The organism is Maribellus maritimus (assembly GCF_022267315.1).
GTDB lineage: Bacteria > Bacteroidota > Bacteroidia > Bacteroidales > Prolixibacteraceae > Draconibacterium > Draconibacterium maritimum.
This window is the reverse complement of record NZ_JAIKLE010000036.1, coordinates 1-20,257: the sequence shown is the minus strand read 5'-3', so window position 1 is coordinate 20,257 and position 20,257 is coordinate 1. Positions and strand designations below refer to the sequence as shown.

Here is a 20,257-nt window from a genome sequence, read left to right as displayed (position 1 = left end):
TATGGTTTGAATATGAAGAATTAGTACTTTTCCATTCACAAAATTTATACATGAGAACACCAAAGACATTTCGTTTACACATTGGAATTTTTGGAAGAAGAAACGCTGGCAAGTCGAGCATTTTAAATGCATTGACGCAACAAAATGTTTCCATCGTTTCTGAAATTGCAGGCACAACAACCGATCCGGTGGAAAAGCCAATGGAACTTTTGCCGTTAGGCCCGGTTTTGTTTATCGATACAGCGGGAATTGACGATGTTGGAGTACTTGGAGTGAAAAGAATTCAAAAGACACTTCAGATTTTCGACCGGACTGACCTGGGAGTGATCGTGAGCAATTTTAATGATTGGGGCGAGTATGAACATCAATTGATTGAAGAATTTAAAAACCGGGAAATTCCTTTTATTGTTGTTTTTAACAAAAGTGACATTCACGGAGAGAACATCGATATTGTATCACAACTGGACAGTGTAAAAATAAAATATACTCATACGTCAGCAATAAAAGCAACAGGAATAACTGAGCTAAGGCAACTGCTGCTCAAAACTGTCCCTAATGATTTTATTAACCGTCCAACAATTTTGGCCGATTTGGTAGGCCCTGGCGAAGCAGCAGTACTTGTTGTTCCGATTGACAAAGAAGCTCCTAAAGGCCGGCTGATTTTACCACAGGTGCAAAGTATTCGCGATTTGTTAGATAACGACTCATTTTGTACTGTTGTAAAAGAAAGAGAACTTCGTGAAGCGCTATCCCTTTTTAATAAACCGCCTAAACTTGTAGTAACTGACTCACAAGCCTTTTTAAAAGTGGCTGCGGATACCCCCGCTCAAATCCCAATGACCTCGTTTTCGATTCTTTTTGCCCGTTTTCAGGGAGATCTGAACGAGATGGTAAAAGGTGCCATGAGCATAGACAAACTAAAGACAGGAGATAAAGTTTTAATTGCCGAGGCTTGCTCTCATCACCCAATTGGGGAAGATATAGGAACAGTAAAAATCCCCAGATGGTTAACACAATATGTTGGTGGGAAACTTCAAATCGACAGTATCCGGGGACACGATTTCCCTGAAAATATTTCGGATTACAAACTGATTATTCACTGTGGTGCTTGCATGTGGAACCGTCGCGAAATGTTATCAAGAATTATAAAAGCAAAACAAGCCGACGTTCCAATTACAAATTACGGATTAACAATTGCCTATTCCCTGGGAATCTTCGAACGGGCATTGCAACCCTTTCCCGCAGCTTTAGACATATACAAAAGGCCTTATGAAGACTAAATAAAAATTAGTCCTTTTCATTAAACCCCAAAGTCCTGATGCCGTCAAATTTTTACTATTTGACCAAATCTAAATTTATGGAAAGACAAATCTATCTGATTTTTGCCTTTACTTTAACTATTGTCGTGCTTAAAGCACAGGAAACAACAGAACCACAGGACAGCCTCCGAAAAAATGCCATAAAATTATTTATCGATTGTGATTATTGTGATATGAACCACATAAGAAGGGAAATTCCCTATGTTAATTATGTCAGGGACATCAAAGAAGCACAGCTTTATTTACGCGAAACCAGGCAAAATACAGGAAGCGGTGGAAGAGAATATTCCTATTTCTTTTTTGGTCAGGACAAGTTTGTCGGATTAAAGGATACACTTGTTTATATATCCAGACCCGATGATACCAGAGAACATCAAAGACAAGGGAGAACAAACATGATAAAAATGGGATTGATGCGCTATGTTGCAAGAACTCCCATTCATAAAGAGATAATAATATCACACGATGGTAAACAACAACAAGAGGAAGTAATTGACAAGTGGAATAATTGGGTTTTTGAATTGGAAACCAGGCCTCGATTTGAATGGGAAGAAACGTTAAAAGAATATACCTTCTGGAATTCCTTTAACGCTAACAAGGTTACTCCTGAATGGAAACTTGAGTTTGATTTCAGTCACCGATACACAAAAACCAAATATATTTATGATGACTCGACTTATGCAGCAACCAAGATCCAGGTGCAATTTGAAAACCTGATCGTTAAGAGCCTGGGACCACATTGGTCTGTTGGAGCAAAAACAGAACTTCAGACCTCCACATTCAACAACTGTAAGTTTCAGGCTGAAATTTTCCCCTCAATTGAATACAATTTGTTTCCCTATTCTGAATCAACACACCACCAATTACGATTTTTATACGGAATTGGAGCCTCATTAAACCAGTATAATGACACCACGATTTATGAAAAAATAAAAGAAAATCTTCCAAAGCACCAATTGCAAATTGCTTACGAAGTACAAGAAAAATGGGGAGGTATTAATGTTTCGCTTGAGGGCTCGAATTATTTAAATGATTTTTCAAAATACAGGCTTGAACTGGACGGGAGTATCAGTATCAGAATCTTAAAAGGACTTTCATTTAGTATCCGTGGCGGGGTAGCTAAAATCAGCGACCAACTTTCATTGGTGGCCGGCGACTTGTCTGAGGCTGACATACTTTTACAACTGCAGGAACTGGCAACAGCCTACAGAATTGATGGAGGAATTACACTTACTTATACTTTTGGGTCTATATTCAACAACATAGTAAATCCGCGATTTGGAAACGGAAGGAGAATGATGAGATTTTAATCTACATCAACCTGAAACAAAAAAGTACCTCAACTTATAGCTCTGATTTCCTTTTTATTTGATTATTCTTTTGCCAATTCCTTCTGAAAAAAGCCAAAAAACTCGATTCTTCCAAGAGCATCTTTTTTTAACAATTTTAAATTCTCTCTTTCTACGGCAAACTGAAACTCGACATTGTCGCGAAAATTACTTGGATGAACAAGCGTAATAAAATTTCTGGATCGACTCCAGGTCCCGTCAACAATTCTAGAGATTAATGGAAGATTTAGATTTGTATTGTGACTATAATTTTCATTACCATCAAACTCAATCTCCCAAAAAAAGTTTTCCTCTTTTAGCTCGTGTTTAGATATATGTATCAATTCATTTTCAGGTTCGTGATAAAACTCAAGCAAAAGCCATTTCCCGGGCAGCTTTTTTGAGGGCCGGGCAAACATTTCTGTAGAGCCCAACCACTTTATTAGTCCTGAAAAATTAATTTTGCTTCGCATATCACCCGATTAAAAACAACTTTTTTTTTGACTACAATTCAATTCAATAGTTTAATCGGACCTCTAAACGCTTTTATTAAAAACAAAACTCAGATTCACGTGTGCCAAAGCTATTGAAAACCAATACCTCCAATTTCTTTCAAATCTTAAACCTGCAAAAGAAGCACCTTTAGGTCATTCCTATTCTTTGTTTTCTTAAACAATACACAGGTGTTTAACCACTTTTCAAAAAAATCTCCAACACGTTCAATTCAGAAAAAGTTTAAACTGACAGACAGAATCAACTATTAGCAGCAAAATTCTTTTAGCAACTGTCTGACTTCTGAAACATTCTCCACCTTATATTTTGCAATTGTTTTTGCAAGTCCAACTTTAATCGTTATTGCAGAGTCAGGTATTTCAGCAAATAAAAATTCATCTGTCCAGTCGTCTCCAATGGCTACAATTTTATCCGCCGGAAATTCGTGCAGTAACTTTTGCGCTGCCCGCCCCTTGTTAATACCTCTGTTTTTAATTTCTATTACCTTGTTTCCTTCTAAAATTTCAAGATTCAGGTTTGTAACTAAACTTGTGAGCTCGTCTTTCAATTCAATAGCCCTGTTCACTCCCAGTTCCGGATCCGATTTCCTGTAATGCCAAACCAAACTGTAATTTTTCTCTTCAATAAAAGAGCCTGGCGTACGATCAACATAAAACTCCAGCGACGAACGAATGCTTTCTTTCCAGGAATCATCAAGCGGTTCAATCATCTGCCACGTTTTTTCTGGCGACCTCACCCAAACACCATGTTCTACAATAAGTGTATAAGGTTTATGGCCAAACCACTTTTCAAATGTATCTTTATCTCGTCCGCTAATTAAAACTACTTTATTTTTCGGATTTGCATCAAGTTCATCAAGCAAATCGTAAAGAGCTTCATCGGGTTTTGCATGACCGGGATTATTTTTAAAGCCGGTTAATGTTCCGTCGTAGTCAAGAAAGAAAACCCGGCTATCCGAACTGCAAATATCTTTCACAAGCGATTTCTGGGCAATTTTTGTAAGTTTCTTGGCAAGATATATTTCCTCGCTCATTTTCACTTTTTCCAGACTATTCAAAAAGTCATTTGCCCATTTTTCAACGTTATAACGTTTTAACCTTTTTTGAAGAATTGTATTTCTTTCAATTTGCTCTTCATCCGGCATTTCGATAGCGGTTTGAATCGCTGCTGCAATTTGGGCTTTGTCATTCGGATTAATAATCAATGCTTCACTCATCTCTTTTGAAGCACCGGCCATCTCACTCAGTATCAACACTCCCCTCCCATCCGTTTTTGAAGCGATAAATTCTTTTGCCACCAAATTCATACCGTCGCGAATAGGAGTTATAAGTGCAATCTCGCAATAGTTATATAAATCAACCAGATTTTGAAAAGGCAAAGACCGATAGAAATACCAGATTGGCATACGGTTTATCGATGAATATTTGCCATTTACCCGTCCAACAATTTCGTCCACTTCGCTTTTCATTTGCTGGTATTGTTCAACCCCCACTCTTGAGGGTACTGCAAGAAGAACCAGGGTTACTTTGTTCCGATACTCAGGGTATTCCTGTAGAAAATATTCAAAAGCTTCCAAACGATTAATCAATCCTTTACTGTAATCGAGTCTGTCGATTGACAAAATAAATTTGGTCTCGGGATATAAAAGATAATATCTCTCAAGCTCTTTTCTTACTTCGGATTTATCACGGACCGACTTTTTCTGAGAAGCAATAGCTGCATCGTGAAATTTATCATAATCAATTCCCATTGGGAAGTTATCTACTTTTACAATTCTTCGCGGAAGACTGATTTCATTTATTTGAATATCATAGCCCAAAAGCCGGCGAACAGAACTCATAAAGTGTCTTTCATAATCGAAAGTGTGGAAGCCAAGTAAATCGGCACCAAGCATGCCGTTTATAATTTCATTTCTCCAGGGTAGTATTCGAAATACCTCGTATGATGGGAAGGGAATATGCAGAAAGAAACCAATGGTAACTTCCGGGAATCTTTCTTTTATCATTTGTGGCAGAAGTAAAAGATGATAGTCGTGAACCCAAATCTTATCTACTCCTTCCATATTTTCAGCAATAACATCGGCAAATTTTTGATTCACTGCCTTGTATGCCTGCCATTGATCTTCCTCATATTCAACAAACTGACTAAAATAGTGAAACAATGGCCAAATGGTTTTATTGCTAAAGCCTTCATAATATAATTCAACTTCTTCTTCTGTTAAATTTACATCAATACAATTTTCATTTGCCAGGGCACTATCAACCTTTTTTTGTTGTTCAGAGCTAAGGTTTTGGGCCTCCACCCCCGACCAGCCTATCCAACTGCTTTTAAAGGATTTACTAACTGACTGCATCCCGGTAGCCAGTCCTCCCACACTTGGGGTTACATCTATATTATCGTCGGAGATGGCGATCTGCACTGGTAATCTATTTGAAATAATTAGAAAACGCTTCATAGTTTTTTTATATTTGTTTTCAAGGGATAATACGGAAAATAAGTCGAATCTCAAAATTAATTTAGTTTTCATAATGATAAATTTAGATTACGGAATAGTTGGAAATGGGAAAAGTGTAGCTTTAATATCAAAAAATGGCGCAACAGAGTGGCTTTGCCTTCCTTTATTTGACTCTGCATCAGTTTTTTCGTCACTACTTGATAAAGAAAAAGGTGGAAATTTTGAAATTATTGTAGACAAAAGTTATTCAACAAACCAGAAATATTTACCCAAAACCAATATACTTGTCACACGTTTTACCAACGGTACTGATACTTTCGAGATCATTGATTTTATGCCGAGGTATCATTACCGGAATGGCGGAGACCATATTTATTCTCCCCCCGATTATATTCGCTATTTCAAATGGAAATCAGGGAGGCCAAAGTTCAGGATTAAATATGATCCCAGATTAGAATACGGAGAAAAACCAACAAAAACACAAATTCGGTCTGAATTTATAAAAAGTAAAACAGTAAAGGGACCGTATGATTCACTTTATCTATATACGAACCTGAACAAAAAGAAGGTTGTAAACAGCGAAGAAGTAACAATGAAAAGCGACCTTTTTTTTCTGATTAGTTATAACCAAAAACTTCTACCCCAAACACAGGCACGAGCTTATTTAAAATTACAACGAACAAAGGTTTACTGGCTGAACTGGTCGGAAGAAACACACCGTTTTAGTCACTATAACGACGAGATACTGCGTAGCGCCCTTGTTTTAAAATTGCTGAGCTATGACAAGACAGGCGCAGTATTGGCTGCTGCAACGACATCACTTCCCGAAACAATTGGTGAAATACGCAATTGGGATTACCGTTTTTGCTGGCTCCGCGACGCATCGATGGTTATTAAAGTAATGACTAAGTTGGGACATTGGCGCAGTGCCAGCCGTTTTCTGAATTTTATTATTGATGTAGTATCCGATAAGGATGAAAAAATTCAGATTATGTATGGTATCAATAAAGAGAAGAATTTAAAAGAACGAATTCTTACTCATTTTTCCGGATATGAGGGCAGTGCTCCGGTACGTATTGGAAATGCTGCCTACAAGCAAAAACAACACGATATTTACGGGATTTTAATGGATGTCATTTATCAACAATTTAGTCTCTTTGACGTGTCGTTGGAAAATAGTGAAGAATTGTGGACCATTACCAGGAGTATTGTTCGGATTGTAAAAAATAACTGGAGAAAACCAGACCGGGGAATTTGGGAAATTAGAAATGAACAAAAACATTTTACCTTCTCAAAACTACTTTGCTGGGTGGCTGTTGACAGAGGAATTAAAGTTGCAAAGCTTACCAAAAGAGAGGAATATATTAAGCCATGGACAAGGTTAAAAAATACCATTCATGACGATATTTTCAAAAAAGCGTGGAATGAAGAGAAAAAGGCTTTTACACAAACATATGGGAACAAAGATTTGGATGCTTCAACACTTTTGATGGAATCGTTTGGGTTTATTGAAGCTACAGACGAGAGATATATTAGTACAGTAAGAGCAACACAAAAAGAGCTTTCAAAGAATGGACTTATGTATCGTTACAGAAACGAAGACGATTTTGGACTTCCATCATCATCTTTTACAATATGTACATTTTGGATGATTCAGGCTCTGTTTAAAATCGGTGAAGAAGAAGAAGCACAAAAACTTTTTGACCAATTACTTTCTTATAGCAATCACTTAGGATTATTTAGTGAAGACATTGATTTTGAGACCAAAAGATTGCTGGGTAATTTTCCGCAGGCCTATTCACACCTGGCTCTGATAGAAACAGCAATGTTGTTTTCAAAGGACATACATTTAAAAACTAAATTTTAAATTCATTTGGACATAAAAAAACAGGTATTTTAGAAATACCTGTTTTTATTTATCGTTTTTTGTGTAATCCTTCTATTTTACAAAGGGAGCGTTGTTCAAATATTCAAAACATTCTTTTACTCCTTCAAACTGAGTCATACCGGATCTGATTCCTTCCAGTTCAACAAAATATTCATCAAGCCCGTTTTCATAGGCTTTTGTGAAAATATTTTTAAAATTCATCATACCCGATTGTCCAAGAACAGAGCGGTCTTTAATGTGTAAAACAGGGAACCTTCCGGCATATTTTTCGAAATATTCCAACGGATCGTTCTGCCCCATAACAGTCCAATATACATCCATTTCAAAGAAAACCAGGTTAGGGTCAGTTCCCTCAAGCATCAAATCATAAATTACATCGCCCACCGGCATCCACCGATTAGTTTGTTTGGCTTTGTCTTCTTCTTTTACTACTCTTTCAAACTCGTGGTTGTGATTATGGTACCCCCATCTGATTCCTGCATCTTTTGCGATTTCACCTGCTTTATTAAATACTTCGCATACAATTGCAGCATCATCATGGTTTTCAATTTGTGGCATCCCCGGTTGAACCAAGGTATTAACCCCAAGTTTTGCATGGTCTTCTACGGTTGTTTTCCAAAAATCAGCAATCTCCCCCATATTATCCCTGGTATATTTACGAACCGGAGGATTTACATGCGAGCCTGTTATTTTTAAACCAGCATCATTCGCTACTTTTTTAAATTCGGGTACGTCGTAGCCATACATCTTTCTTTCACGGTAGCTGGCTGCCTCAGCTCGGCTATACCCGATTTTAACAACTCTCTTTAATCCATTGGGAACATCTTCAGTTAGTTCTCTTCCAAGAGAGTACAACTGTAAACCCACAACTTTTTTGGGGGCAAATAAATTACTTCTGGAATTTGATGCTGTAGCGGGAGCCATCGCACCACCAACCACTCCTCCAACTGTGAGAAGTCCAAGTTTTTTTAAAAATTCTCTTTTTGTCTCCATAATTATTTTACTGGTTAGCTAAATTACAATTTATATGAACCTCTGTAATCATAATAATACAATCGATGATTCCAGGCCTCCTTATCTTCACCAAAACTTTGAGTAGCCGGATTCCAATTCACCGGACGTTTCAATTCAGTAGCTATATTACCCAAACAACAAAGAACAGCAGTGCTTGCGCCAACTTCGATTGGAGCAATTGGCTTTTGTCTTGAACGAACAGCATCAATAAAGTCCTCCATGTGCGGTGCACTAATTTCAAAACTGCCGCTTCCTTTTGCCTGTGCTTTCTGCATTTCTTCATACATCCTCTTCCGTTCTTCCGGCGTAAGATTCCGGGGTCTTCTTCCTGCCAGATTTTCAGGAACAAGCGAAGAGTCTGAACACCCAAGATATCCACGCGCAACTTCTATCCAACCTTTATCTCCTATAAATTTAATACCCTGAGCTCCTGGCATATCTTCCAAATAAGGCTGTTCTGTCATTACAATACCATTTAAATATTTGAATGTTAGATATTCAGCTCCATTGTATCCTTTAGGAATAATTTCTGCGGGACCAGAGCCATCCATACCGATAGCTGCTTGTGCGATATCAAACATATGTGCCCCCCAGTCAGCAGTGTAGCCATTTCCTGTTTCGAGATACCATCGCCACGCTCCCCACAACTGTTCCCTTTCCGGCGGATCTAAAGAAATAGGGGGACAAAGATCAGGATGATAATGAATTTTCGGATCGTTTAACGGCCCCATCCATAAATTAAAATTGAGGTTACCTGGAATTGGTTCTTCCGGAAGATCCAATGGTTTTGGAGGATCACCAACTTTTGCATAAATTTTATCAATGTGACCAATCGCGCCATTTTGAACCAATTCAATAGCTTTCTGGAACTCACCACTTGATCTTTGCTGACTTCCTACCTGAACAACACGCTTATTGTCGTTGGCAACTCTTACCATTTTCTGAGCTTCGGTAATGGTAAACGACAATGGCTTTTGTACATATACATCTTTCCCCGCCTGACATGCATGGATTGTCTGTAAAGCATGCCAATGATCGGGAGTTACAACTTCAACAGCATCAATATCTTTTCTTTCCAGTAATTCTTCATACTGTTCATACATATCGCACCGAGGAGAAACACCTTGCCCTTTTTGCCATTCTTCAACCGTTTTTTTGAAACGCTGTTGTTTCATACTATCAACATCGCAACATGCAACTACCTGAACACCAGGAACGCTGCTAAATCCTCTGAAATCGGAAAGTGCCTGCTGGCCACAGCCAATATAACCGAGTACTACTCTGTCACTTGGAGCTATCTTGATACCATTCATCGTCCAGCTTGGTAAAACAGTTAAGCCCGTTAACCCCAGCGCCGACAAACCTAAAAATCTTCTACGATTTAATTGATTTTTTGAAGTTCCTTCCATTAATCTTTGTTTTTAGTTCATTAATTAGAATTTAAAATCCGAATGTAAGCATTTCTCGCTACACAATGTTGTCTGCAAAACAAACAAAAATAATTTTATCAGTTAAGTTATCGAATAAATAACATTCGTTTATTTATACCGGAATAAAAGTAAGTTTATGACTTTATCAATTATAAAAGGTTTAACGTCAAATTCCTCAAATTTTCAATTTTATTCGAGAGTTGCAGCATAACATTTATGCCAAATAAAAATCAGGGTAGCTTTCTGCTACCCTGTAATCTCATTTAAGGAATAAGATAAAGATAAAAAATAAGGGTACTTCAATATTAAAAAAGAAACTGCAATTAATTTAGCTCCTGGGGGCAAACTTATTAACATAAAACGGTGTATTATTTATTCTGACGCTACAAAGAAGAAAATATAGACATATGCTTATTAAAAAATTCACATCCGATAAGATAACATAGAACTGACAAACAAACTCAAAATATTTCTTCTGTTCAAAGTATTATTTAAATCACAAGCCACAGCAATTCTAAACGATTCAACAAAAACAAACAGGTTGTTTTTTTTTCAGACAAAAAACTCCTTTTTAAGAGAATATACTTTGTAGTTTAAATCTAAAAGCCGTAACTTTTTATATGATTATAAACCATAACAACCTATAAGAGAACAAGCTTCAGATATTCTATACAATTCTGGCAAACTTGTGAACTATGGCCGTGCCATAATTAGGAAACTAAATTATTAACCAATTTGTGAATCATAAGCAAATAAATCCGCTCCTCAAAATTAACAATTCATTTTTTCATCAGATAAGAAATACCACACAAGCATTCTGAAAATGATTGTTAACGAACCAATCGATTAAAATTATTAAAGCAACCATTAAATTAAAATTAACTACATGAAAAACGAATTTAAAAAGTTCACAAAAGAACAAGCTACAGTGTTAAAACAACGCATTGTTTCGGTTACCGAAAATGAAGTACAAAAATGGTTTACAACCGAAAAAAAAGAGGTAAAGTTTAAAGTTCATGCTAAAACCCACCAAAACATGGCGGAGCTTCTTGATGAAGATTTGGATTTAAGCAACGACGCCATTGAAAAGCTGGAAGCCAATGAAATTGAAGATGAAGACCTTTTAAAGAAAATTGACGAAAAACGTGACGAAAACAAAGACTATGAAACCTTTGAAGTTACTTTAATTCATCCCGAAGACTTTGATTTTGATCCCGAATTGGATGAAGAGGATCAGAAAAGTGAAAAATTAATTAATGATGATACTGCCAAATTCAGGTCTTATTATGCACAGGATACACTGGAGGCAACAACCGACTTAAATATTGTAGAATCAGAATCTATGGGATTACCTTCCACAATCGATCACCGAAGCGACCAATCGCCCGTAAAAAACCAGTGCTCCAGAGGTACCTGCGTTGCCCATGCTTCTTGTGGGGTTTTGGAAGCGTTTGATCATATTCCGGATGATCTTTCGGAACAATATCTTCATTACAAATTCAATGAATTTATAGGTCGGCCTCACAATCAGGATCAGGGATTAAAAACTACCGATGCAGCAAAATATCTCGCCCGAAGCGATGGAAAAATTTGCCTTGAATCAGAGTGGCCATATCTGTGTAACCAGTCTCAAATAAACAGTTTAATAAGTGCCGGAACTTACGGCCCGTCATCGGATGCAACCGGAAATCAAACATACGGAATTAAATATTACAAAATTATTCAGGACAACGGGCTTACCGGAGAGAGTATTAAAAACACCCGTTATCTGGAATCGCTGCTTTACCAGGGTTATAACATTGTAATCGGTACGTGGGTTGCCTGGCAGGACACCGATAATGACGGCATTCTTGATCCCCGATTTTCAAATGGAAATCCTATTTATCAAGGGGGGCACGCCATGCTTGTTGTTGGCTACAATAAAATCCAAAACTACTTTATTGTCAAAAATAGTTGGGGCCCAGGATGGGGACATTCCGGTTACGCATATTTGAGTTACGATTACATTCGTACCTACTTTAAATATGGATTTGTGGTTAAACAACCCGTTCCTTTCGAACCACTAAGTGTTCCGGGAAGACTTTTACGGGCACCCTATTCCTATTCCAAAATCAGCAGAACCAGATTGCGTGCTGCCATTATCGCATTTAAAACCTCAAAAGGAAGATATGCAGTTTGCGAAGCTTATGCAGGATATAATCTCTATCTGAAAAACCTGGTGGTATACAATGCGAACGGAACCATTCATCTGAAACGCAGCGGCTTGGTTGTTCGTGGCACCTACTTGTGTGACATCGACAGCGGCCGTGAAACATCGAATGATGCTGACTTCTGGTGGGAAGCTGTTAAACCGGGTGTTAATTATCTCGTTCCAAGAAATGGCGCCAAAGTTTGCATATTATATGATATGAAATACCTGACAGCAAGCAGAATTAACAGTTATTCGATTAATGATGCAGGTATTCCTTCAAGCAAGTTGAATTTTGCAGTTGTTGTTGGCAAAACAACGACCAATCGTCCTTACAAAGCAATTATGCATTTGGAGTCCAACAACCAACTTGAAATTTCCTATCTTGAAGTTTTGAATGACGACGGCACAAGGTATAAATACAAACGTGGAATTATGGTCCCGTCGTCGTGGACTTATAATCTCGATACGCTGCAAACCGGGGGTGGGAAATATGCCGACTTGTGGTGGCACGTTATTTCCGACAATGTAGGTTTTGTTGAAAAATATTCCTGGGCAAAAATTGAGTTACTGTTCTATGTCTGATAAATCAACGGGCCGGGAGAATTTTCCGGCCTGTTTTAAAATTTGTCAAAAAAAACAATTTTGCTGGTAGCCGACCAACCAAAATAGTTGTATCTTAAACTCACTAATTCCAATTCTTAATACAATGAAATTTCTCGCTGAAAATACAGACCAAATAAATCTAAAAACCGGAGATGAATTTGCTTTGGAGAACTACAGCGTTGCTGTTGTTCCTCCACATCTCAATCTTGAGGCGTTTATACATCTTCCAAAAAATCTCACATTACTCATAACGGATTATCCTGAACAGGAAGGCACTTTTGAAAGTACCTTCCATATCAAGGCAAATTCATCCGGAAGTGGTGTTATAAAAATAGGATACAAAGACTGGGACACAAACACCAATATCAGGGAAAAAGAAATTCTTGTTAATGTTTCCTAAAGAATAAAGTCTTTACCCTTACCAACAACCAAAACGAGCTTAAAAAATGCAAAAAGCAGTTTTCCGAAGCCTTCAATTAACAACAACGCGCACTCTGTCCAGATTTTGAATTCTTGTGAATGGTGTTTCTTTATCTCCGTCTCGTTGTGAAGCAACCCTTAGCACCGGAAAATATTTTCCCGGCTTATTGAAGGTATGTTTCATAGTAATTTCAATACGTGAACCGTTATTTTTAATTTTTGTGTCAGACAAATCAACAATATCTTTAAAAGCTCCTGAACTGTCGAAATCCCAGGCTGCATTAACCAGCTTTCCTTTGCCCTTTGGAATGTCAACAACAGCATTAAATATTACTGTTTCACCCGCGGAAATATCAGCGCGTTTTTTCCCATTGATAGTAACATTAACTACTGGTTGGATACCGGCACGTTCGTCCGCCGTTGCCGGGACAATCACCTGTCCATCTTCAATTTTATATTTGGTTGTGGCAGCTGGTTCAATCCCATTTTCCACCCAATTACTTAAATCCAGAAGTGCCTGTTGAAGTACACCAAGGTAACTGACGATATAATTTGGATTGCCGGGAAACGGAAAATCAGCATGATTGGCATGATCTGTATACCAGAGCCGGAAATTATCATCTGTTTTCTCGCCAAGCTGTTTTTGAACCTGCTGCCGATACCAGTCGCCCTGCCATGGCAATGCTTCGGTATCCCACAAATTCTCCAATGCGATAACCTTACCTTTTATACTTCCATTTGGAATTACTCCGGAAGCTCCCATAGCAAAAATAGGCCCCAGTATCATAGGTCTTTGCGGATAAATTGGCTTTCCGTTTCCGTCACGAAATTGATCCCAGGTTGGGTATCCATCTTTTGGAACCTGGTGACGGTGATAGGTTTGTGCAGCCAAAAAGTTGGAATTATCTACTTGTACAATATCTCCCTCTTTGAATTTGGATAGAACATCCTCACTCGCAACGCCAAAAACCACGACATTTTCAGTAATTGTTCTTAAAGCAACTTGCTGCCCTGCCGCATCTCCTGTTTTTACAATTAAATCGCCACCCAAAAATTGTACGGAAGGCATTCTCCCTTCGAGCTTTAAAGCAACAGGTATTTCCTGTTCTTTTCTTTCCATATTCTGCCAGGCTTTATCAGCAGAACCACGAGCCTGCCCAGGCATTGCATAAACGGGTAATCCTAACTTCTGTCCTTCCTCCAAAGTTAAAGTCTTACTAATTTTTGCTTCGTATTGAATTCTATCACCTTCAAATGATTCAGGATGGTCAAAGCCATAATATCCCGGCATAGTCCAGAATTCTTTAAAATACTCCGGATCAGCCATTGCCATTCCGGGATAAAGTACACCAAAAGCATGAATTCCCATCGTTTTATGAGCGTACCAAGACGGGGGATAAAAACCCATCTTTGTCGCTTCTTCAAGGGCTGCCTTTTCTTCCTTATTTAAACCTGCATACATATCCCCACTTCCGCCGGGTTCAACAGCATCAAGAATTTGTGGAAACTTATCTCTTAGAATTCGCATTGCATGCATACGAATGGTAAACATATTCGGAATTGCCATTGGTGAACCAATAACATACGGTACTGCACCATCCCAAACGCCTTCGTTGTTTTCAATAGCGCCGATGGTTCGGTATGCACCACCACTCCCTCCAAAAATATAGCCGTAGGTACGATGCTTGCCATACAATTTTTCTGCAACCAATTTCGAGAATTGAGCACAGGCAGCATTTGCTTTGTACGCACCTATTAACGGGTCGATACCTGAACCATAGGTAGCAGTAGCTCTACTCCCGCCACCATTTGTTTCAATAAAATAGGCTCCATTGGTCAGCGAAAAACCTATTTTATCCGCTTCACCTATAGCACCCTGAGAAAGATTTTCACTATCGGGAACAGGTGTTACATATTAAAAAAAATGCCCCTCATATTTTTCTTTACCTGGAAAATAAAACGAAAAACGGGTATCTGTACCTTTAAAACCTCCATGTACATATCGATGACGTACAGGGACATCGCGCCATTCATCAATATCAATAAATGGCTTGCCAAAAACTGTATCGGTTATAGTAAAAACCAGTTCCGCATTCACCAAACTATTTTGCGCACTGGCATGAAAACTTAAAGCAAAAAGTGTAAATAGTATAATCGACAATTTTATGTGCCTCATTTTTTTAGTTTTAATTTCTAAACCGCTGTTCTGTCTTTTGATTGTAGTTTAATGATCACCCATTTTTTTGGAAATAAATTTTACCGCTCTGTTCGGACTCAGGCGATACAAATAATCCATTATCCGCGCATCTTTCCCAACAAATATCCTCTTTTTATTCTTTTCGATTCCATTGATAATTATTTCAGCAGCCCGTTCTGCCGATAACAGTCGGGAACTTTGTTTGGCTGCCTCTTGTTGCTCAACGTTAATTTCAAGACCTGAGTTTGCCATGATGTTTGTATTGACCGCACCAGGAAAAACAACCGACACATACACGCTGGTAGAGCTTAATTCCTGAATCAATCCTTCGGTCATGATTTTTACTGCAGCTTTTGATGCTCCGTAAATGGTCTGTCCGGGAAAAGCAAAGAAACCACCCATGCTTGAAACATTTACAACATGCGCCTCGGGTCGTTTAAGCAGATGGGTAAGCAACGTTTTTGTCAAATAAATTGTTCCCCACAAATTAACATTGAGAACCCGTTCGACGACATCATAATCAATGTCATTTAGTTTTTTAAAAGGTTGAATGATTCCGGCATTATTAATAATACCGTCAACTGCTCCAGCCTGCTCTATAATTTGACCAAGCGTTTTTTCAACCGCTTGTTTATCGGTGATATCTAATTTAAATATGGTTAATGAATCCTTTTTCTCTTCAGCCAAAACTGCTGTCTCTTCCAACCCTTCTTGATTGATATCAATAGCAGCAACCCTGGTGCCTTTTTCAAGTAGCTTTAATACCAAACTACGTCCCATCCCGCTTCCGCCACCGGTTACAATTATTAATTTATTATATACGTTCATTCGACAACCATTTATTTATCATCAAAAACAAGAAATTCGATACTATGTGGTGGTATTTCAACGGCACCCGCCTTTACCTTTTTCCCATTTATTTCTGGTAATGTCTCATCTGATTTCAATTGAAGAACCTCGCCATTCAATTTTACCGTTTTGGTTTGGAGATTATCACCATCTGCCGTTAGCAAAAACTGTTCTGCAGCAGCAGGTATTTCTATGGATGATGTAACATCCTTTGGATTTACAATCAGCACAGCATAACCTTTTGACGCGTTTTTCAGGTTGTGAATAAAAACATCTGGCCCATCGGTCTGTATGTCAGCATCGTAAACTTTTGTGCCCATCAATTTATTCCAAAGCAATGCAGCCCAGTAATTAGGTCTTGGTTCATGCGTATCCTGTTCCAGCAAAGCATATTCACTTGCACAAAGCGTATTATGCATCACCACCTGAACATTCTTTTTCGCTAATCTTCCCAATTGTTCCAGATACCGGAAACAATCTATGTAAGTTGCAGCCCAGGGATTACCTCCACAGGCAGCTTCTGCTGTTTCAGTCAGCCACATGGGAGCGTCGGGTACATATTTATCACGCGCATCCTGGTAATATTTCAAACCAAGTTCTGTTTTGCTCAACCATTCTTTGGTAAGTGCATTTTCTGGAGTTAAACTTCCCATGCATCGCTTCGACATCCATCCGTAATAATGATAGGTAAGAATCTCAAATTCCGGTTTTGGCTCTGCACACATGATGTCATCGGTTGAAATGCTTTGTCCAGGAATTATTCCTCCCTCACCCGTTGAACCCGGCCCCAAAATTTTCATTTCAGGAATAGCTGAATCAACATACATTTTAAAGGCTGCAAAATCTTTGGCATACCAGTTCGCATCATAACCATCAGGAGCTCCGCCATGGCCTGCGTGCGAAGGTTCGTTAAACATTTCAGCCGCTGCAATTTCTCCACCAATCGATTTTGTATAATTTACCAGTGGTTCTATCTGAGCCGAAGTCCAGTTCCCATCTTTATCCCGGATTCCATTACTAATAGCAAAAGAGGTTACTAATTTTGCATCCATTGTGTTGCAAAAGTCGATTACCCCTTTCCACTCTTTCCTTGTTAACACATTTTCAAACCCTTCAGGTGCGAACTCCAATTTTGGTTTATCGTTATCCTGGAAATAAGTCGTATTTGCCCAGGTTCCGCTCACCCTCACATACATCGGACCCAGAGCCGAAGCAAGGGTACGTAATTTCTTATCATACAGGTTTACCGGTGGAATCTCTCTTTTCAAAGCGGCAAAACCACCACTTTTTACTTTTTCCGGATCTACCAGGTGATATGGAATCCAAAAGTCTCCTCCAACAACTTCACACATTTCAATATTTACAGATTGATACCTATCATCAACCCTACCAATCAATTTTAGGTCAGCTATATTTAGTTCTATAACTTTTCTACCACTGTCTTCATTTGTTTTTCCTAAAGAAAGGACAAATAGTAGAACTATTATTGCTGTATCTGTTATATAATTCATTTAAAGATATTTTCTGATTTCTACAGACAAAAAAACAGACGAATAACGGAATCAAATATTCTAGTCCATCCCTCTTTAAAATTCCGGGACAAGAATAAAAAAGCTTATTCGTCGTTCAAAGACTTTTCTATTTAATCTAATTTTCTTATTCCCCTTGCTGTAAACATACCTAACAGATTTCCCTTGATATTATTTTTATCTACTTTATCAAAATCCATACTAATGTCATACCCTCCGGCAAAATAATACATAGACAGAGAAGTTTCCTTTTCGTCAATCTTTTCAATTTTTATTACACCTGCATCGCCTTCAGTTCTCATTTCTCCCTTTAATTTTCCATCCACCCTTTCAAGATGCATAGTCATTTTTGCATCTCCATTGGGAGTTCCTTCAACTACCACATCCCAGTCGCCTAAAAAATAATCTTCTGGCTGCTGTGCATTAGAAATGAGTGAAACAAACAGTGATGCTACCAATGTTAAAATAAATCCGACTTTTTTCATAATTATCCTTTTAAGTTTTTCTACATTAATATTCCTGTGGATATAAAATTACAGATTAGATTTTTTGTAGCCGTTCCGATTTTTCAGGAATAATGAATTAGATGTTCGTCTACTCTGGAAAGACAAGTTCGCATTTCATAGACACCTGTCTAACAAAAACTTAAAATAAAAACACAACCTTTAAACAATTTAAATCTTTAACTTTTAGGGAGACTAGTAAGAGTTGTCTTTTACTCCTTTTTTGTATTCAGATGGTGTGATGCCTGTATATTTTTTGAAAAAAGTATTAAATGCGGTTTTTGAATTAAATCCGCACTCATAGGCAATGGCTACTATAGACCAGGCAACGTATTCAGAGGAAACCAGCAATCTTTTAGCATATTCAATACGATATTCATTTACAAAAACATAAAAATTTTTCCCCAAGCTCTCGTTTAATACTTGCGTTATATAATGTTTTGGAATACTCGTATGAGTCGACATTTTAGCGATAGTCAACTCCGGGTCTTTCCATGACTCTGTCCGATTCATAAATAGAATCAGCTTTTGTGCATATTCTTCTTTTTGCGTGCTTTTTAATCCTGACTTTTGATACTTACCAGGTGTACTTTCATTTTTTACCGCAATCTTTCTTTTTAGTCTGATCGGTTTTAAGCCCGAACTCAGTCCACTCTGCCGATACCCCCATATACCTATAACATACACATAAACTAATAAGATGCCGTTTCGAATAAAATCGACGTCCTGCACAATCACATTTATTTCATGTAACATGCTCAACAAAACAATCAAAATTTGGGTAATCAAAAATGAAATAACAACTACCAGCAGCCAGTTCAAACTTATTTTATCGGAATGATATGAATAGTTATCTTTTATTTGCTTTTTATACCGGAAAACATGAATCAGAGCCAGGACACCATAAATCAATAAAATTAAAATATAAAAAGCACCAAAATAATTTCTCAACCAATACAGCTGAACAGAATCACTTTTTTCAAGTGTTAGATCAACAGCCCTTGAATTACGAAAAATTAGAATTAGTTGCACAAGCAATAACAAGGGAATGGCATGCAACAAGTCACTTCGCTTAAATTGCTCAAATTCTACGGTAAGATATTTTGAATACAAATACAAAAACGGCGGAAATGTAATGGAAATACTCAAAGAAAAAAACCACATATCTTCTTTCACCTGGTTACATTCCTGAAAAATATTCAAACCAAACATTCCGGAAATGGCAATCAACCAAAAACCCAATATAACATCAGCAATTCTCAAAGGCCTTTTTAAAAAGAATATCAGGGATGTAAAAAGCGCCTGCGCAAAGCCAATATAAACGATTGGTAAATTCATGACATAAAAATATAACTTTTAAGTTTGTCGGCAGTTCAAAATAAATCCCAGTAAATTTGTTTCACATATTCATTTTCTTCTTTTCCTGTTTATCCTGCTAAATCTTTTCCAACAGAACAGTCTGTTCTGACTAAAAATTTTAGAATATTTCTGTACAAAAGTGTTTGTTTAACTCTGTTTTAAAATCAATAAATCAGAAACAATAAAACAAATTATTAAAATACAGCATGCACATAAAAAGCGTACCATTCAAATTTCGTATTTTCCAAAGAAACAGTGAATCCATACACTTTTGTATGAGTTTTTCAAATAACTAAAAAAAACAGATAGTGAAGTTAAATTAACCAGAAAATATTTAGGAACTGGAAAATATGTAAACAAAAATTGCTTCCTATACTTCAAAACGAGGGGCACAAAGCAAACACAAATAGCCGGTTATTCTTTTCAGTATTTTACGATTGTTTTTTCTGTTTTGGTATTCTTATGTGTGTAATAAAATCATTTAATAAAAGACTTAATTTTCCAGAGACGATAGTTGCTATTTAATCGTTACAATGGTGATTAAATAAAATTGAGAAGGCCAATTTATACCAATTTGAGTATATAGTGTCGCTTTATTATCTTTGAAGCATGGGAAGACAAAGCAAATTCAATATAAAAGAGGATTTAAAAGAACTTGA

General features: G+C 37.5%; 15 protein-coding genes. 5 read left to right on the top strand and 10 right to left on the bottom strand.

All coding sequences use genetic code 11. The annotated features are described in order from the left end of the window. Positions 1-50 precede the first annotated feature (50 nt). Together hydF and K5G00_RS23290 are read left to right on the top strand one after the other, a co-directional pair. Positions 51-1,280: a [FeFe] hydrogenase H-cluster maturation GTPase HydF gene (hydF, locus tag K5G00_RS23295; protein ID WP_238768900.1), complete on the top strand. Its 1,230-nt coding sequence runs from the start codon at positions 51-53 to the stop codon at positions 1,278-1,280. A gap of 77 nt (positions 1,281-1,357) precedes the next feature. Next, positions 1,358-2,629: a hypothetical protein gene (locus K5G00_RS23290; protein ID WP_238768899.1), complete on the top strand. Its 1,272-nt coding sequence runs from the start codon at positions 1,358-1,360 to the stop codon at positions 2,627-2,629. 62 nt (positions 2,630-2,691) lie between these two features. On the opposite strand, the gene K5G00_RS23285 is transcribed toward K5G00_RS23290, so the two are convergent. Continuing rightward, on the bottom strand, positions 2,692-3,120 hold the full coding sequence (locus K5G00_RS23285) for a hypothetical protein (protein WP_238768897.1): 429 nt from the start codon (positions 3,118-3,120) through the stop codon (positions 2,692-2,694). A 287-nt stretch (positions 3,121-3,407) separates the two neighbouring features. Next, a complete protein-coding gene (locus tag K5G00_RS23280; RefSeq protein ID WP_238768895.1) occupies positions 3,408-5,615 on the bottom strand; it encodes a bifunctional alpha,alpha-trehalose-phosphate synthase (UDP-forming)/trehalose-phosphatase in 2,208 nt (735 codons plus the stop codon). A 73-nt stretch (positions 5,616-5,688) separates the two neighbouring features. On the opposite strand from K5G00_RS23280, the gene K5G00_RS23275 reads away from it, so the two are divergent. Continuing rightward, positions 5,689-7,482: a glycoside hydrolase family 15 protein gene (locus K5G00_RS23275; protein WP_238768894.1), complete on the top strand. Its 1,794-nt coding sequence runs from the start codon at positions 5,689-5,691 to the stop codon at positions 7,480-7,482. Positions 7,483-7,554: 72 nt separating this feature from the next. Here the strand turns inward: K5G00_RS23275 and K5G00_RS23270 are convergent, their stop codons facing one another. Together K5G00_RS23270 and K5G00_RS23265 are read right to left on the bottom strand one after the other, a co-directional pair. Continuing rightward, entirely contained in the window at positions 7,555-8,496 is a 942-nt protein-coding gene (locus K5G00_RS23270) for a sugar phosphate isomerase/epimerase family protein (RefSeq protein WP_238768892.1), read from the bottom strand. 23 nt (positions 8,497-8,519) lie between these two features. Then, positions 8,520-9,926 carry a Gfo/Idh/MocA family protein gene (locus K5G00_RS23265; RefSeq protein WP_238768890.1) on the bottom strand — a complete coding sequence of 469 codons (1,407 nt, stop codon included), beginning with the start codon at positions 9,924-9,926 and terminating at the stop codon, positions 8,520-8,522. A gap of 907 nt (positions 9,927-10,833) precedes the next feature. Between K5G00_RS23265 and K5G00_RS23260 the strand changes: the two genes are divergently transcribed. Beyond that, a complete protein-coding gene (locus K5G00_RS23260; protein WP_238768888.1) occupies positions 10,834-12,720 on the top strand; it encodes a C1 family peptidase in 1,887 nt (628 codons plus the stop codon). A 124-nt stretch (positions 12,721-12,844) separates the two neighbouring features. Continuing rightward, entirely contained in the window at positions 12,845-13,141 is a 297-nt protein-coding gene (locus K5G00_RS23255; protein ID WP_238768887.1) for a hypothetical protein, read from the top strand. Between the two features lie 72 nt (positions 13,142-13,213). Here K5G00_RS23255 and K5G00_RS23250 read toward each other — a convergent pair whose 3' ends face one another. The 6 genes from K5G00_RS23250 to K5G00_RS23225 all read right to left on the bottom strand — a co-directional run bounded on the left by K5G00_RS23250 (position 13,214) and on the right by K5G00_RS23225 (position 19,577). Beyond that, positions 13,214-14,872, bottom strand: a complete 1,659-nt coding sequence (locus tag K5G00_RS23250) for a hypothetical protein (protein ID WP_238768885.1) — start codon at positions 14,870-14,872, stop codon at positions 13,214-13,216. 204 nt (positions 14,873-15,076) lie between these two features. After that, a complete protein-coding gene (locus K5G00_RS23245) occupies positions 15,077-15,337 on the bottom strand; it encodes a hypothetical protein (protein ID WP_238768884.1) in 261 nt (86 codons plus the stop codon). 48 nt (positions 15,338-15,385) lie between these two features. Beyond that, on the bottom strand, positions 15,386-16,186 hold the full coding sequence (locus tag K5G00_RS23240) for an SDR family NAD(P)-dependent oxidoreductase (protein ID WP_238768883.1): 801 nt from the start codon (positions 16,184-16,186) through the stop codon (positions 15,386-15,388). A gap of 11 nt (positions 16,187-16,197) precedes the next feature. Next, on the bottom strand, positions 16,198-17,718 hold the full coding sequence (locus tag K5G00_RS23235) for a glycosyl hydrolase family 79 N-terminal domain-containing protein (protein WP_238768881.1): 1,521 nt from the start codon (positions 17,716-17,718) through the stop codon (positions 16,198-16,200). Positions 17,719-17,849: 131 nt separating this feature from the next. Next, complete coding sequence (locus K5G00_RS23230) at positions 17,850-18,221, bottom strand: hypothetical protein (protein WP_238768880.1); 372 nt, start codon at positions 18,219-18,221, stop codon at positions 17,850-17,852. 213 nt (positions 18,222-18,434) lie between these two features. Next, a complete protein-coding gene (locus K5G00_RS23225; protein WP_238768879.1) occupies positions 18,435-19,577 on the bottom strand; it encodes a helix-turn-helix domain-containing protein in 1,143 nt (380 codons plus the stop codon). Positions 19,578-20,257: the final 680 nt, after the last annotated feature.